Genomic DNA, 14,039 nt, shown 5'->3' on the forward strand with positions numbered 1-14,039 from the left:
GCCCTCCTTCGGCCCAACGTTAACTAGCGTATCGCGCCACATGACTCGCAAACTGCGCCATCATAGCGATAAATATGCCCGTGTTTACTCAAGGCGCATGGCCATCCTGGCCGCTTCAGGGGTCTGGCCCGTCCAGGCCATAAATGCGCGATAGAATGAGTTAGGATCTTCGAACCCCAGCAAAAATGCGATCTCATACCCGGACAGGCGCGTATTGAGAAGATAATGACGGGCCAGGTGTTCACGACAGGCGTTGACGAGGTTACGAAAATTATCCCCTTCCTGCTCAAGCCTGCGCTGCAGCGTGCGTTTGCTCATGCCCAGGCGCTCCGCCGCTTTTTCAATTGTCGCTTCGTTACCGGGAATAAGTTCCAGGAGTACCGCACGAACGCGCTCGGCGGTTGAAGCCTGTTCATTTAACTGACCGAGACGACGCTGCAGTTCCGGTTCAAATACCTGCCACATCCCCTCATTTACCGTTAAAAAGGGCCGAAGCGCATCGGCTGCGGAAAAGCTGATGGCGGGCTGTTCTCCGTATTGCACGTCAGTACCAAAGAAACGAGAAAAGTGGCTGTTCTGAACCGCTGACGGTAGCGCAGAAACGCAGATCCGTAAGGGATTAACCCGTTCGCGGCTCCCCAGCCGCAGAAGCTTGAGCAGGAAACCCAACTCTGCCACCTGCAGAAACACCGGGAGATTCGTCGCAAAAAGCCAGCGCGGTGAAACGGTAAGGTTGCCGTTTTGGTCGACCGTTGTCTCCAGAACCATGGGGGCAATAAGCTGTTTATATCTGGCCAGACGCTGGACAGCCTGCATCATATTGCTACTACAGAGTGCGGCAAAAAGTGGCGGATCAAAAATATCCGCAGAGATCGATTCAATAAGTGGTACGGGAAAGGCGGGATCGTTCGTTTCGGCCTCCAGCGCGTTCCAGAAGCGGATGTATTCATCCGTATCGAGTCCGCGCGTTTTTTGCAAAAAGAGATCGTCAGGTAATCCTGCCCTGCGGAGAATGCGTTCTGGCTCAAGCCCCGCGTCTTTCAGCAGCGTTTTCCAGCTTATATCGAGGGCGAAAGTACGGTTATAGGCCATTTGCTCATTCCCGGTGTGAAGGTTATTCAACACTAAGTGTTGTTGCGTTGCGGACGTTTGTCAGTCGTCGCAGGTGTAAACTTTATTTGCCCACTGATAACGCTGCGGCTAATGCCCTCTTCAACGAAGTGACGACATCATCCGTATCCATGCCCATCTGTGCATGAATAATTGCGCCGTCAATGAGCAGCATGATTTCATTGACGATGCGCTCATCGGAATTCTTCGTCAGCAAGGCAATAATTTTCTTTGTTTCTGACTTATGACTGCGGCAAATCTCTTTAATTTCGCTTTCAATATCTTCCGATTTCGCCTCTGCGCTGGCGTTAATAAACGCGCAGCCGTGGAACTCGGGCGAAATAAACCATTCGTAAAGCGTTGCAGATATCGCATCGGCAGGTATTTCGCCTTCATCGAGATGTCGATGCAGCGTGGTTTCAAACCAGCTAATCCATATTTCATGCCGATAGTGCAAATAGGCGAGAATAAGCAAACTCTTACTGGGGAAATGCCGATAGAAAGTCACCTTGGTCACTTTAGACGCTTTAATCAGCGTATCCACCCCCGTCGCCCTGAAGCCCGTGGAATAAAACAGATCGTGTGCCGTGAGTAATATCTTATCTCTGACGCTGATTTTTGTATCGTTGCCTGCGGGTTCTGTTTTCACTTTTGGGTAGCCTCAAAAAAGAATGTTGACAGCGTTATTTTACAGGCATAGATTACCGCAAGTAGACAGACCTGTCTACTTAATATAACGCTGAGGTAATCTCAATGAACACACGTCCTCCTTTACCGCCCTTCACTCGTGAAAGCGCCATCGAAAAAGTCAGACTGGCAGAAGATGGCTGGAACAGCCGCGACCCGGCGAAAGTCGCGCTTGCCTATACGCTGGATACCCAATGGCGTAACCGCGCAGAGTTCGCCACCAACCGTGAAGAAGCCCAGGCGTTTCTGGAGCGGAAATGGAAAAAAGAGCTGGACTATCGCCTGATTAAGGAGCTCTGGGCATTTACGGAGAACCGGATCGCGGTGCGCTATGCCTATGAATGGCATGATGATTCCGGCAACTGGTTCCGCTCTTACGGCAATGAAAACTGGGAGTTTGAGCCGGACGGGCTGATGAAGCGCCGCTTTGCCTGCGTAAACGATATGCCGATAAAAGCCTCTGAGCGGCTGTTCCACTGGCCGCTGGGCAGACGCCCGGACGATCACCCTTCGCTGAGCGATCTTGGCTTATAGGATTTTCGCATCACTCCGGGCCGCCCCGGAGTGATGACTTTACAGCGCACCCAGCTGTTTCATCAGCGTCAGGTTGTCCTCAATGTGCCAGTTAGCCACAATCTTACCGTCAGCGATCTCATAAATATCGGTGGCGATAAAATCTATTTTCTGCCCCTTTCCTTTCAGCTTGCCAAATGTTCCGGTGAACTTGCCGTGAAAATGCAAATGCGAAACCACGCGATCGCCTGAAATAATCATTTGCTCAACGTCACAGCGTAAATCAGGTACGGCTGCGCGAAACGCCCGGGAAGCTAAAATAGCACCTTCCGGTCCCTGCTTACGCCCTTCCGGAGGCGTTTTATCAATAAAGCTTACCGCCAGGGCATTACGCGCCAGGGTTTCATTACCCGTGTTCCAGAATGAGGCATATTCTCTGGCGACGGCTTCATTCGCCTTTAATTTCGCCTGCGGCAGGCTGTTGTCCACAATAATCCGTTTCGGCTGCAGCCATTCCCCCTGCGCGGAAATAGCATTGCCCGACAGACCTGCAAAAATAACCATCGCTACAGCCGAATGAAAATACGTCGTATATTTCATGATATCTCTCAATAGAATATTACATTACCCGCAGTCGATTTCCTGCGGTTCAAATCAGAGAAGGTCAGTTAATTAACGCCCCGCCCTCAATATCAATGACCGACCCCGTGACAAAAGGATTATCAATGGCGAAAAGATACCCTTGCGCGATGTCCTCCGCCCTTCCCCAGGCTTTGGCTGGCAGGGTTTCCGCCGCGCCAGCGAGCATTTTTTCCCGCGCGGCGGCGTCCATACCCGCGTACGCTTCCGTGTCTGTCAGCCCCGGACTCACGACGTTGACGCGCAACGGTGAAAGCTCTTTCGCCAGCACTTTTGTCGCGGCCTCGATGGCGGCATTCATCGTCGTTTTAACAATGGCGCCCGCCGCGGTGCGACGCGCCACGAACCCGCTGGTGAACGTCAGCGTACCGCGGGGGGCGATGTTTCCGCTGAGATAGCGGGCGACACTGATGCTTCCCCAGAATTTTGTATCAAAGGCCAGCCTTGCCGCGCGGAGATCCAGCCCGGAAAGAAGCCCTCCCGGAGCCTGTGAACCCGCCGTAACGACGATATTATTGACCTCACCCAGCGTTTCACCGAGTGCGACAAGCTCTGCCTCACGGCTGATATCCAGCACGAGGGTGTGAACAGATGCGGCATGGGCGCTCAGCCGCTGCCGCGCAGCGTCCAGCTTCGCGCCGTCGCGGCCCGCAAGAATAATTTCCTCGCCGCGCCCGGCAAGCAGGCTACCCACGGCGAAACCAATGCCGGAAGCACCGCCGATAATTAAGGTTTTACGGGTCATAACGTTTCCTCCTGCAGGGTGTAAATGGGGTAATCGGTATATCCCGTCGCGGTGCCGCCAAACAGCGTGGCGGGATCGCGCACCTGCGCCAGAGGCAGCTGGTGCGCCAGCCGGTGGGGTAAATCCGGGTTGGCAATAAACGGCCGTCCGAAGGCAATCAAATCGGCATAGCCGGCAGCCAGGATCTTTTCCGCTTTTTCAAGGTCATAGTTCCCCGCGACGATAAGGGTTCCGCTAAACGTCTCGCGTAGCGATTGACGGAACTGTTCAGGTACCTGCGGCGCATCGTCCCAGTCGGCTTCCGCCAGGTGGATGAACGCAATCCCTTTTTGTTCACACCAGGCCGCGAGAGCGAGTATGGCTTCCGTCACCTGCGGATCGTTCATCCCGCGCTGGGTAATAAACGGGGAAAGGCGAATGCCCGTACGCTCGCGGCCAATAGCCTCGGCAATGGCGCTTAACACCTCCTGAGCAAAGCGGATCCGGTTCGCCAGCGTGCCGCCGTACTCATCCGTGCGTTTGTTGGAGGTTTGCCGCAGAAACTGGTCGATCAGATAGCCGTTTCCGCCATGAACCTCCACGCCGTCAAACCCGGCCTGAACGGCATTCACTGCCGCCTGACGATAGTCCGCGATGATGCTGTGAATGTCCTTGCGCGAGAGGGTTCTCGGCTGCGGGCAGTCAACCATTTGGCCTTCGCCCTTTTCGTTCACCACCCACACCTGCGCGTCCGGCGCGAGTGCTGACGGGGCGACGGGCTGACCATCCTGATGAAAACTGGGGTGCGACATTCGCCCGACGTGCCAGAGCTGCGAAAAAATCACCCCGCCCGCCTGATGCACGGCGCCCGTCGTGAGCTGCCATCCTGAAACCTGCTCAGGCGAATGGATGCCGGGCGTCCATGAGTATCCCTGCCCCTGAGGCGAAATCTGGGTGGCTTCCGTGATGATTAATCCGGCGCTGGCCCGCTGCCGGTAATACTCCGCCATCAGCGCTGAAGGAATATTTCCCGGCTGCAGGGTGCGCGCACGGGTCATCGGCGCCATGACGATACGGTTTTTCAGTTCCCGCTGACCCAGCCTGTAGCGTTCAAAAAGTGAGATACGTTGCATGTTTTCATCCCTTATGGTTTGGATGAAATCACTTTACAGGCGCCATCTTATTTTGATAATTACGCTAAAATCAGATGCACTTTTCGGAAAATATGAATAATGGGTAAACTCGAAGACATGGCGTTGCTGGTTGAAGTTGCCGAGGCCGGCGGTCTTTCTGCCGCCGGGCGACGCCTGTCGCTTTCCCCCGCCACCATGACGGCCAGGCTGAAGGCGATTGAGGAGCGTTACCAGACGCGCCTGTTTCACCGCTCAACGCGGTCCATCACGCTGACCCGCGCCGGGGAAGAGTTTTATCATGCCGCGCTGCGCGTGCTGGAAGAAGTTCATCACGCCGAGTCGCTATTAACGCAAAAAGAAGGCGTGCTCAGCGGCAACATTCGCCTTTCTGCACCCTCGGACTTTGGCCGACAGTATCTTAGCCCCGCCGTTGTGGAATTCTCCCGACGCCATCCTGAGGTTAAATTTTTCATCTCGTTAAGAGAACACGTTGAGGATCTGGTCGCTAACCGGCTGGATATGAGCGTGCGTTTCGGCAACCTGCCGGACAGCAGCCTTGTCGTCAGAAACATCCGCCCGAACCATCGGGTGCTGGTCGCCTCCGGGGCGTATCTTAACGAATGCGGCATCCCCGCCACGTTTGCCGATTTAGCTCAGCACCGGTGCCTGGCGCTGGAGTCTCAGGGCGTGGTGATGAACGAATGGCGCTTTAAAAAAGATGGCGAGGAAAGCGTCGTTCGCGTAGAGCCGGCCATGGTGTGCGATGACGGGGCTTTGCTTCGTCAGTGGGCACTCAGCGGGGCTGGCATCGCGGGGAAATCGTGGTGGGACGTCAAAGACGATGTTGAAACCGGAAGGCTCACGGTACTGTTTGCCGACAGCTTCACCGGCTTTAGCCGATACGATCGCAAAGATGTCGGCCTGCAGCTTGTTTACCCGCAGCGCAAACTGCAGCCGCTTCAGGTCACGGCTTTTAGCCAGTTTTTTCTCGACTGGCTGAAAAAACATTAAATTAAATCGCGTCAGGCAGCTGCGGTTAATTTATCGCAAAAATAAGAGATGGCGCGCATTTCGCAGACAACCTCAGGACTACTCTGTGTGCGGTTTTCAGGAGGTACAAAATATGAAAAAGCTTCTGATCTGTTGTTTGTTTGGTAATACCGCAAACTCTCTCGCCAAGAAGATGCAGTCTCTGGCAGAAAGCGAAGGCTATCCGCTGATGATTAGCGCTGTTGGGCTGGATAACTTCGCCAGCGTCGCTCCCGCTTTCGATGGTTTTCTCGTCGCGCCGCACATTCAGTACAAGCTCGATGAGATAAAAGAAACGGTGGGTAATACGCGCTCAATCGCCATTATTGAGAGCCTGCCCTATGCCTCTCTCGACGCGAGGAACGTATTGAATTTTGTGAAGGAAAAGATGCCTGAACTGGCTGCCTGACAGATAAGGCCGCATCGGTTTTGCGGCCTCCTCTCGCCCGGCGATCAAAACGCGTCGACGCAAGGCTGGCCGACCTTATTAAGGGCGTTTTTCAACCTGGCTTTGAGTTCAATTAACGCCGCTTCTTTCTCTTCAAGCTGCTGCAGCTTGCGGCGCAGAGAAGCCTGTTTTTGCTCAGCGGTAAATTTGTCGTCAACCCAGACAGCTAAAACCTCTGCAATTTCGGCTAAGGTAAAGCCCAGCATTTTGGCATGCTTGATCATGTTTAAACGCTGTAAATCGACGGCGGAATAAACTTTGTAGTTATTGCTGCGATTGGGCTGCGGGATATTCTCTAATAGCCCCTGTCGCTCATAGTAACGCACCGTCTCTTTCGACAATCCCGTTTTCGCACACAGTTCACCAATTCGCATCGCGTCGCCCTCACCTGGTAAAAATCACGCTTGACCCTGTACCTAAGTGCACGGTTTATCCTGTGCGGCATACGTTAGGGAAACGGGATTAACCATATGAATTCTTTTGATTATACAGGAAAAACAGCGCTGGTTACCGGAGCATCTTCGGGCATAGGTCGTGATTTTGCCCGGCAGCTCGCCGCCCGCGGCGCGGCGTTGATCCTCGTCGCCCGCAGCGAGCCAAAGCTGCAGGCGCTTGCCGCAGAGTTGGTCAGAAAGCACGGCGTATCGATCACGATTATCGTGCAGGATTTAGTGAAGCAGGAAGCCATTCCCCACATTGTGGAACGGCTTGAAACCTTAAGACGTTTCCCCGACATTCTGATCAATTGCGCCGGGTTTGCCACCTACGGGCCATTCGAAAAGCTGTCGATCGACAGGCAGCGTGATGAGATAAACGTGAACTGTCTGGCCCCCGTGGAGCTGACTCACGCCCTGCTGCCGGGAATGCTGCAGCAGGGCTCCGGGGTAATTATTAACGTTGCCTCAACGGCCGCGATGCAACCGGATCCCTATATGGCGATTTATGGCGCAACTAAAGCCTTCCTGCTCTCGTTTTCGAACGCGCTGTGGGGAGAGTATCGCTCAAAGGGCATCCGCGTCCTCGCGCTTTGCCCCGGCGCAACGGATACGGCCTTTTTTGATGTGGTGAATGCTGAGGAAGCCTCGGTCGGTAAACGGATGCCCGCTTACAGGGTGGTCACCCTGGCATTGAAGGCCGTTGAGAGTAACCGTAGCTACCTGATTACCGGATGCGGTAACTGGCTTCTGGGGCAGCTACACCGGTTCGTGACGCGCAGGCGTCTGGTGCTTATCGTTGAAAAAATATTGCGCCCGCGCTCGGCCTAAGCAAAAACGGTTCTGTTCAGCGCAAGGAAGTTGCGCTGAAATCCTCGCTTATCGCAGACAGATAGATGCCATAGTGCACGAAAAACAGTGATACACTTACCCCACCTGGTTGATCGTCCCGTCTGAACGGCGCATGATGAATGACGGTAACCAAAATACGAAATGGTCACTCGCTGTTAATCATAGCCTGTCACGCTAAGCTTAAATAATGACTAAAAATATGAATCCCCCATCATCACGTGGTCCCCTTGACCACGCTGTCAGAGAGCAAATCGTCGAAGCCGCTTTTGAGCACTTCGGTCACTACGGCTATGAAAAAACCACCGTCGCCGAACTGGCTAAATCCATCGGTTTTTCAAAGTCCTACATTTATAAGTTTTTCGACTCCAAACAGGCTATCGGCGAGGTGATCTGCGCTAACCGCCTGGAGCTGATCATGGCGGCGGTGCTTTCCGCCATCGAGGATGCGCCTTCAGCAAGCGAAAAATTACGCCGCCTTTTCAAAGCGCTCACCGAGGCGGGAAGCGAGCTGTTTTTCCACGACCGTAAGCTATACGACATCGCCGCCGTCGCCGCGCAGGAGCAGTGGCCGTCAACCCAAAAGTACAGTGAAAGCCTGATGAAGCTTATCGAGAGCATCATTATCGAAGGCAGGCAGGCCGGCGAGTTTGAAAGAAAAACGCCGCTGGATGAGGTCACATTTGCCGTCTACATGGTGATGTGCCCTTACATTAACCCCGTTCAGCTGCAGTACAACCTCGAAATGGCCCCCACGGCGGCGGTGCTTCTCTCTTCACTGATTTTAAGAAGCCTGGCCCCCTAATTGTGACCATTGACAATTTTGGTCACTAGTCAGAGAATGCGGATACCGTCCTGTTACGTCAAAAAGGTTTCCCATGCTCAGGCTCACTTCAGCCCGCGTTGCCGTTTGTCTCCTGCCGTTTGCCCTGGTGGCGTGCGGCGATATTTCCGCGAGTGACGATCCGCGCACCAGGCCACCGCTCGTCAGATCCGCCTCCGTCGAGCTTGCGAGCAATAACGCCCGCACCTTCACGGGCGTGGTGGTCGCAAGAACGCAAAGCGATTTAGGTTTCAGAGTCCAGGGCAAAATCCTTGAGCGACTGGTCGATACGGGACAAACCGTCAAACAGGGCCAGCCCCTGCTGCGCCTGGATCCGGTTGACCTGAAATTACAGGCTCAGGCGCAGCAGCGCGCGGTGGATGCGGCTCAGGCGCGCGCGCGCAAAGCCACCAGCGATGAGGCGCGCTATCGCGGTCTTGTGGCGTCCGGCGCCGTATCTGCCTCGGAGTATGACCAGATCAAAGCGGCGGCCGATACGGCCAGGGCCGACCTCAGCGCCGCCCGGGCGCAGGCCAGCGTGGCGCAAAACGCCACGGGCTATGCCGTACTGCTGGCGGATTCCGACGGCGTAGTCATGGAGACGCTCGCCGAGCCGGGTCAGGTCGTCAGTGCCGGACAGGTAACGATCAGGCTCGCCAGAGCGGGACAGCGTGAAGCGCTCGTGCAGCTTCCGGAAACCCTGCGCCCTGCCGTCGGCAGCGAAGCGCAGGCCACGCTGTATGGCAATGAAAAACACCCGGTCACCGCAACGCTGCGATTGCTGTCTGACTCGGCCGATGCCGCGACCCGCACGTATGAAGCCCGCTACGTGCTGGATGGCCTGCTGGCGAACGCGCCGCTGGGGGCGACCGTCACGCTGAACGTTCAGAACAATAAAGCGGAAGGTCAGGTCATGCAGGTCCCGCTGGCTTCACTCTATGATGCAGGAAAAGGTCCCGGCGTCTGGCGCATTTCCGCCCAGCCGGCAAAGGTCGCATGGACGCCCGTCAAGGTGCTAAGCGTGGGTGAAGATGCGGCGCAGGTCACGGGCGGCGTGAAGCCCGGTGAAAAGATTGTTGCGTTAGGCGCCCATCTTCTGCACGAAGGTGAGGTCGTCAGGCTTGCTGAGCAACGCAATGCCTCCCTGGCGGAGAACACACCATGAGCGGAAGCCGGTTCAATCTGTCGGCGCTGGCCGTCCGCGAACGTTCCATCACCCTGTTTCTGATCGTTCTGGTCACGATTGCCGGAATTTACGCTTTCTTTGGGCTCGGGCGCGCGGAAGATCCGCCCTTCACGGTAAAGCAAATGACGGTGATAACCGTCTGGCCGGGCGCCACCGCGCAGGAAATTCAGGATCACGTCGCCGAGCCGCTGGAAAAGCGCCTGCAGGAACTCAAATGGTATGACCGTACCGAAACCTATACCCGTCCCGGCATGGCGTTTATCACATTGTCATTGCAGGACAAGACCCCGCCTGCCGAAGTGCAGGAGGAGTTCTATCAGGCGCGTAAGAAGCTTGGAGATGAATCGCAGCGTCTTCCGGCGGGCGTCATCGGCCCGATGATCAATGACGAATTCTCGGATGTCACCTTTGCCCTCTTTGCCCTGAAAGCGAAAGGCGAACCGCAGCGGCAGCTGGTACGCGATGCCGAAGGCCTGCGCCAGCAGCTTCTGCACGTTCCCGGCGTGAAGAAAGTGAACATTATCGGCGAACAGGCCGAGCGGATTTATATCTCCTTCTCCCATGACCGTCTGGCGACGATAGGGCTCTCACCGCAGGATATTTTCAATGCCCTCAACAGCCAGAACGCGCTAGCCGCGGCGGGTTCTATTGAGACCCGGGGCGCGCAAATTTTTATCCGCCTGGACGGCGCGTTCGATGAACTGCAAAAAATCCGCGATACGCCTTTTGTGGCTCAGGGCAAAACGCTCAAGCTGTCCGATGTGGCAACGGTTGAACGGGGCTACGAAGATCCCCCGACGATGCTGATACGTAATCAGCATGAACCCGCCCTTCTGCTGGGCATCGTGATGCGCGAAGGCTGGAACGGTCTGGCGCTGGGTAAAGCGCTGGATGCGGAAACGGCAAAAATAAATGATAGCCTGCCGCTGGGCATGTCCCTGACCAAAGTCACCGACCAGTCCGTAAATATTCGCTCGTCGGTCGATGAGTTCATGATCAAATTTTTCGTCGCCCTGCTCGTGGTCATGGTGGTGTGTTTTGTCAGCATGGGCTGGCGCGTGGGTGTTGTCGTTGCGGCGGCGGTACCGCTGACGCTGGCGGTCGTCTTCGTGGTGATGGAAGCCGCCGGGATAAACTTTGACCGCGTGACGCTGGGCTCCCTGATCCTCGCCCTCGGCCTGCTGGTTGATGATGCCATTATTGCCATCGAAATGATGGTGGTGAAAATGGAGGAAGGTTACGACAGAATCAAAGCCTCGGCCTTCGCCTGGAGCCATACCGCCGCGCCCATGCTGGCCGGTACCCTGGTGACGGCCATTGGCTTCATGCCGAATGGCTTTGCCCAGTCGACCGCCGGGGAATACACCAGCAATATGTTCTGGATTGTCGGCCTCGCCCTGATTGCATCGTGGTTTGTCGCGGTGGTGTTCACGCCCTATCTTGGAGTGAAGATACTGCCGGCGATCCCCAAAGTAGAAGGGGGTCATGCTGCCATCTATAACACGCCTCGCTATAACCGTTTTCGCCGGCTGCTTGCCCGCGTTATCGCCAGAAAATGGCGGGTGGCCGGGTCGGTGGTCGCCATTTTCATTCTTGCCGTGCTCGGCATGGGGCTGGTTAAAAAACAATTCTTCCCGACCTCCGACCGCCCGGAAGTACTGGTTGAGGTGCAGATGCCCTACGGTACCTCGATTGAGCAAACAAGCGCAGCCACCGCAAAAATAGAAGCGTGGCTGGGCCAGCAGCCTGAAGCCAAAATTGTCACTGCTTATATTGGTCAGGGTTCGCCCCGTTTTTATCTGGCGATGGCGCCTGAACTGCCCGACCCGTCTTTTGCGAAAATCGTGATCCTGACGGACAGCGAGACGTCACGCGAGGCGCTTAAGCTCCGGCTGAGAGACGCTGTCGCCAACGGCCTTGCGCCCGAAGCGCGCGTGCGGGTGACGCAGCTGGTGTTTGGCCCGTACTCGCCCTTCCCGGTTGCCTGGCGCGTGTCGGGGCCGGATGTCGAACAGGTGCATGACATCGCTGATAAGGTGAAAGCCGTGCTCCAGGCAAGCCCGTTGATGAGAACCGTCAACACCGACTGGGGGTCGCGCGTTCCCGTATTGCATTTCACCCTCGATCAAAACCGCCTGCAGGCGACCGGCTTGACCTCCAGTGCCGTTGCCGATCAGCTTCAGTTTCTGCTGTCTGGCGTGCCCGTCACCTCCGTGCGGGAAGATATTCGCTCGGTAGAGGTGATTGGCCGCGCGGCGGGAGATATCCGTCTTGACCCGGCAAAAATCGAGGGCTTTACCCTTGTCGGCAATGCGGGACAGCGCGTTCCGCTGTCTCAAATAGGCAAGATTGAGATCGGTATGGAAGATCCGATCCTGCGTCGTCGCGATCGCACCCCGACGATTACCGTGCGGGGCGACATCGCTAACAATCTGCAGCCACCGGATGTGTCGGTCGCCATCATGAAGCAGCTCCAGCCGATTGTTGATGCGCTGCCGCCCGGCTACCGAATCGACATGGCGGGTTCGATTGAGGAATCGGGCAAAGCCACGCAGGCCATGATTCCGCTGTTCCCGATCATGATTGCCCTGACGCTGCTGATCATCATTTTGCAGGTGCGCTCAATCTCGGCGATGGTGATGGTGTTCTTAACCGCGCCGCTGGGGCTGATTGGCGTGGTGCCCGTGCTGTTGATTTTCAATCAGCCGTTTGGCATCAACGCGCTGGTCGGCTTGATCGCCCTTTCCGGCATTCTTATGCGCAATACGCTGATCCTGATCGGTCAAATCGATCATAACCAGAAGGAGGGTCTCGAGCCGTTCCAGGCGGTGGTTGAAGCGACGGTCCAGCGCGCGCGCCCGGTCCTTCTGACCGCCATGGCCGCCGTGCTGGCGTTCATTCCCCTGACGCATTCGGTGTTCTGGGGCACGCTGGCCTACACGCTGATAGGCGGAACGCTGGGCGGGACGATCGTCACCCTCGTCTTCCTGCCCGCGATGTATGCGATCTGGTTCCGGATCCGCCCTGCGGAACAACGCGTGCTGCACCCCGCAGAAAACGTGTAAACTACCATGAGTAGATAACACTTCTGAGGAAAGCATGGTTGTTAAGCGCTTAAGAAAAGAGGACCGCCGCGTGCAGCTGCTGGAGGTTGCACGCGGAATCGTTCGTCAGCAAGGCACGGAGGCGCTAACTCTTGGCTACCTGGCCGAGCGGGCCAACGTGACCAAGCCTATCCCCTACGATCACTTTGGCGATCGTGAAGGATTGCTGATGGCGCTGTACCAGGACTATAGCGATCGGCAGCTGGCGAAGTTCCGCGAGACGCTGGCGGTCGACAGCAAAACGCTGGAAAAGACGATCCGCTTTTTCAGCGCCGCCTATATCGACTGCGCCATTAGTGCCGGGCCTGAAACCGGGCCAATCGCCGCGGCGCTGTCCGGCTCCCGCGCGCTGCAGACGTTTCGTGAGGCATGCGTGGCCGAATGTGCCGACTGCCTGCGTACCGCGCTTTCCCCGTTCGTCGCGCTGAAAGGCGTTCAGGGGGAAGCGGCACTGACGGCGATCATTGGCGCGGCGGACGCGCTCAGCACCGCCGCAGGTAACGGCGTGCTCGCCCGGAACGTGGCGGAAGATACGCTCAGCGGCGCTATGACCGGCGTGCTGGAGACCTACGTGAATAGCACAAAATGATCGCTGGGGGTGGATTGACACCTAAGTTACCAATAGTAATATAGGCATCAGTTCTCACCCATCCGAGGTCGCTATGTCTGCTACAAATGCCATTAATAACGCACTGATCGTGACGGCTCACCCTGTCGACAATTCGTTATCCCATTCGCTGGCAGCCCGTATTGCCGGGAAATTACGCGAGCAAGGTACGCAGGTTGAGATTGCCGATCTGCATGCTGAAGGGTTTAATCCGGCGATGACGCGCGCCGATCTCGATTTGTATCACGGCGATCCGAGCGCCCTTCCCGACGATATTCTGCGCGAGCAGCAGCGCGTCGAGCGAGCGGATATGCTGGTGTTTGTCTTCCCCGTGTACTGGTGGTCGGTCCCCGCGCTGTTGAAAGGCTGGTTCGATCGCGTATTAACCCTGAACTGGGCGTATAAGGTGGCCGACGATGGCCGGATTGTGGGCAGCTTACGCGATGTTCCCGTCCGCCTGATTGCCACCGGCGGCAGCGATCTCACCGGATTCGACAAACACGGCTATTCGACGGCGATTCAGACGCAGATAATCGAAGGCGTGTTTGGCTTCTGCGGGTTGAAGAACGTTAAGCTCGATATCCTTTACCAGGCAGACACGGCGACGCCTGAGCAGGTGGAGGATTTCCTGCTGGGGCTAGAGGGCCTTAAATAATTCCGGCTATCCAGCCAGCAAAGTCGTATCTCCTTCACCAGAAGGAGATACGTGTTCTCGATATTAGTAACCGTCAGGGATCCTGCTGGCAAACAGGA

At 56.3% G+C, this 14,039-nt stretch carries 15 protein-coding genes; 9 read left to right on the forward strand and 6 right to left on the reverse strand.

What is annotated here, in order from left to right:
• Nucleotides 1–84: 84 nt before the first annotated feature.
• The gene (locus tag P346_RS18835) at nucleotides 85–1,092 is read right to left on the reverse strand and encodes an AraC family transcriptional regulator (RefSeq protein WP_032657330.1); all 1,008 of its coding nucleotides are present in this window, start codon (nucleotides 1,090–1,092) and stop codon (nucleotides 85–87) included.
• Nucleotides 1,093–1,174: 82 nt separating this feature from the next.
• Nucleotides 1,175–1,759, reverse strand: coding sequence for a TetR/AcrR family transcriptional regulator (locus tag P346_RS18830; RefSeq protein WP_032657332.1), 585 nt, complete (start codon nucleotides 1,757–1,759; stop codon nucleotides 1,175–1,177).
• 104 nt (nucleotides 1,760–1,863) lie between these two features.
• Here P346_RS18830 and P346_RS18825 point away from each other — a divergent pair, with 104 nt between their 5' ends.
• The gene (locus P346_RS18825; protein WP_023311608.1) at nucleotides 1,864–2,331 is read left to right on the forward strand and encodes a nuclear transport factor 2 family protein; all 468 of its coding nucleotides are present in this window, start codon (nucleotides 1,864–1,866) and stop codon (nucleotides 2,329–2,331) included.
• Between the two features lie 39 nt (nucleotides 2,332–2,370).
• Here P346_RS18825 and P346_RS18820 read toward each other — a convergent pair whose 3' ends face one another.
• The 3 genes from P346_RS18820 to P346_RS18810 all read right to left on the reverse strand — a co-directional run bounded on the left by P346_RS18820 (nucleotide 2,371) and on the right by P346_RS18810 (nucleotide 4,806).
• Nucleotides 2,371–2,910, reverse strand: a complete 540-nt coding sequence (locus P346_RS18820; RefSeq protein WP_032657335.1) for an ester cyclase — start codon at nucleotides 2,908–2,910, stop codon at nucleotides 2,371–2,373.
• 64 nt (nucleotides 2,911–2,974) lie between these two features.
• Nucleotides 2,975–3,694: an SDR family oxidoreductase gene (locus P346_RS18815; RefSeq protein WP_032657337.1), complete on the reverse strand. Its 720-nt coding sequence runs from the start codon at nucleotides 3,692–3,694 to the stop codon at nucleotides 2,975–2,977.
• On the reverse strand, nucleotides 3,691–4,806 hold the full coding sequence (locus P346_RS18810; protein ID WP_032657340.1) for an alkene reductase: 1,116 nt from the start codon (nucleotides 4,804–4,806) through the stop codon (nucleotides 3,691–3,693). The genes P346_RS18815 and P346_RS18810 overlap by 4 nt, the downstream gene beginning before the upstream one ends.
• A gap of 99 nt (nucleotides 4,807–4,905) precedes the next feature.
• On the opposite strand from P346_RS18810, the gene P346_RS18805 reads away from it, so the two are divergent.
• Both P346_RS18805 and P346_RS18800 read left to right on the forward strand, forming a co-directional pair.
• Nucleotides 4,906–5,817 carry a LysR family transcriptional regulator gene (locus P346_RS18805; protein ID WP_032657342.1) on the forward strand — a complete coding sequence of 304 codons (912 nt, stop codon included), beginning with the start codon at nucleotides 4,906–4,908 and terminating at the stop codon, nucleotides 5,815–5,817.
• Nucleotides 5,818–5,929: 112 nt separating this feature from the next.
• On the forward strand, nucleotides 5,930–6,244 hold the full coding sequence (locus tag P346_RS18800; RefSeq protein ID WP_032657345.1) for a PTS sugar transporter subunit IIB: 315 nt from the start codon (nucleotides 5,930–5,932) through the stop codon (nucleotides 6,242–6,244).
• A gap of 44 nt (nucleotides 6,245–6,288) precedes the next feature.
• Here P346_RS18800 and P346_RS18795 read toward each other — a convergent pair whose 3' ends face one another.
• A complete protein-coding gene (locus P346_RS18795; protein ID WP_032657347.1) occupies nucleotides 6,289–6,657 on the reverse strand; it encodes a MerR family transcriptional regulator in 369 nt (122 codons plus the stop codon).
• A 96-nt stretch (nucleotides 6,658–6,753) separates the two neighbouring features.
• On the opposite strand from P346_RS18795, the gene P346_RS18790 reads away from it, so the two are divergent.
• The 6 genes from P346_RS18790 to P346_RS18765 all read left to right on the forward strand — a co-directional run bounded on the left by P346_RS18790 (nucleotide 6,754) and on the right by P346_RS18765 (nucleotide 13,941).
• The gene (locus tag P346_RS18790; protein WP_032657350.1) at nucleotides 6,754–7,548 is read left to right on the forward strand and encodes an SDR family NAD(P)-dependent oxidoreductase; all 795 of its coding nucleotides are present in this window, start codon (nucleotides 6,754–6,756) and stop codon (nucleotides 7,546–7,548) included.
• 208 nt (nucleotides 7,549–7,756) lie between these two features.
• Nucleotides 7,757–8,371 carry a TetR/AcrR family transcriptional regulator gene (locus P346_RS18785; protein WP_032657353.1) on the forward strand — a complete coding sequence of 205 codons (615 nt, stop codon included), beginning with the start codon at nucleotides 7,757–7,759 and terminating at the stop codon, nucleotides 8,369–8,371.
• Between the two features lie 73 nt (nucleotides 8,372–8,444).
• Complete coding sequence (locus tag P346_RS18780; protein WP_032657356.1) at nucleotides 8,445–9,554, forward strand: efflux RND transporter periplasmic adaptor subunit; 1,110 nt, start codon at nucleotides 8,445–8,447, stop codon at nucleotides 9,552–9,554.
• Nucleotides 9,551–12,640 (forward strand): efflux RND transporter permease subunit, encoded by a 3,090-nt coding sequence (locus P346_RS18775; protein ID WP_032657360.1) that lies wholly within the window; start codon nucleotides 9,551–9,553, stop codon nucleotides 12,638–12,640. Before P346_RS18780 ends, P346_RS18775 begins: the two co-directional genes overlap by 4 nt.
• 34 nt (nucleotides 12,641–12,674) lie before the next feature.
• A complete protein-coding gene (locus P346_RS18770) occupies nucleotides 12,675–13,268 on the forward strand; it encodes a TetR/AcrR family transcriptional regulator (protein WP_032657363.1) in 594 nt (197 codons plus the stop codon).
• Nucleotides 13,269–13,341: 73 nt separating this feature from the next.
• Nucleotides 13,342–13,941 (forward strand): NAD(P)H-dependent oxidoreductase, encoded by a 600-nt coding sequence (locus tag P346_RS18765; protein ID WP_032657366.1) that lies wholly within the window; start codon nucleotides 13,342–13,344, stop codon nucleotides 13,939–13,941.
• Nucleotides 13,942–14,039: the final 98 nt, after the last annotated feature.

The organism is Enterobacter sp. DC1 (genome assembly GCF_000568075.1).
Taxonomy (GTDB): Bacteria; Pseudomonadota; Gammaproteobacteria; order Enterobacterales; family Enterobacteriaceae; genus Enterobacter; species Enterobacter asburiae.

Bases quoted from the DNA above. Each gene is read 5' to 3' on its own strand.
- P346_RS18805 (WP_032657342.1), top strand. From the start codon at position 4,906: ATGGGTAAACTCGAAGACATGGCGTTGCTGGTTGAAGTTGCCGAGGCC.
- P346_RS18795 (WP_032657347.1), bottom strand. From the start codon at position 6,657: ATGCGAATTGGTGAACTGTGTGCGAAAACGGGATTGTCGAAAGAGACG.
- P346_RS18775 (WP_032657360.1), top strand. From the start codon at position 9,551: ATGAGCGGAAGCCGGTTCAATCTGTCGGCGCTGGCCGTCCGCGAACGT.
- P346_RS18820 (WP_032657335.1), bottom strand. From the start codon at position 2,910: ATGAAATATACGACGTATTTTCATTCGGCTGTAGCGATGGTTATTTTT.
- P346_RS18785 (WP_032657353.1), top strand. From the start codon at position 7,757: ATGACTAAAAATATGAATCCCCCATCATCACGTGGTCCCCTTGACCAC.
- P346_RS18780 (WP_032657356.1), top strand. From the start codon at position 8,445: ATGCTCAGGCTCACTTCAGCCCGCGTTGCCGTTTGTCTCCTGCCGTTT.
- P346_RS18770 (WP_032657363.1), top strand. From the start codon at position 12,675: ATGGTTGTTAAGCGCTTAAGAAAAGAGGACCGCCGCGTGCAGCTGCTG.
- P346_RS18815 (WP_032657337.1), bottom strand. From the start codon at position 3,694: ATGACCCGTAAAACCTTAATTATCGGCGGTGCTTCCGGCATTGGTTTC.
- P346_RS18765 (WP_032657366.1), top strand. From the start codon at position 13,342: ATGTCTGCTACAAATGCCATTAATAACGCACTGATCGTGACGGCTCAC.
- P346_RS18810 (WP_032657340.1), bottom strand. From the start codon at position 4,806: ATGCAACGTATCTCACTTTTTGAACGCTACAGGCTGGGTCAGCGGGAA.
- P346_RS18825 (WP_023311608.1), top strand. From the start codon at position 1,864: ATGAACACACGTCCTCCTTTACCGCCCTTCACTCGTGAAAGCGCCATC.
- P346_RS18835 (WP_032657330.1), bottom strand. From the start codon at position 1,092: ATGGCCTATAACCGTACTTTCGCCCTCGATATAAGCTGGAAAACGCTG.
- P346_RS18790 (WP_032657350.1), top strand. From the start codon at position 6,754: ATGAATTCTTTTGATTATACAGGAAAAACAGCGCTGGTTACCGGAGCA.
- P346_RS18800 (WP_032657345.1), top strand. From the start codon at position 5,930: ATGAAAAAGCTTCTGATCTGTTGTTTGTTTGGTAATACCGCAAACTCT.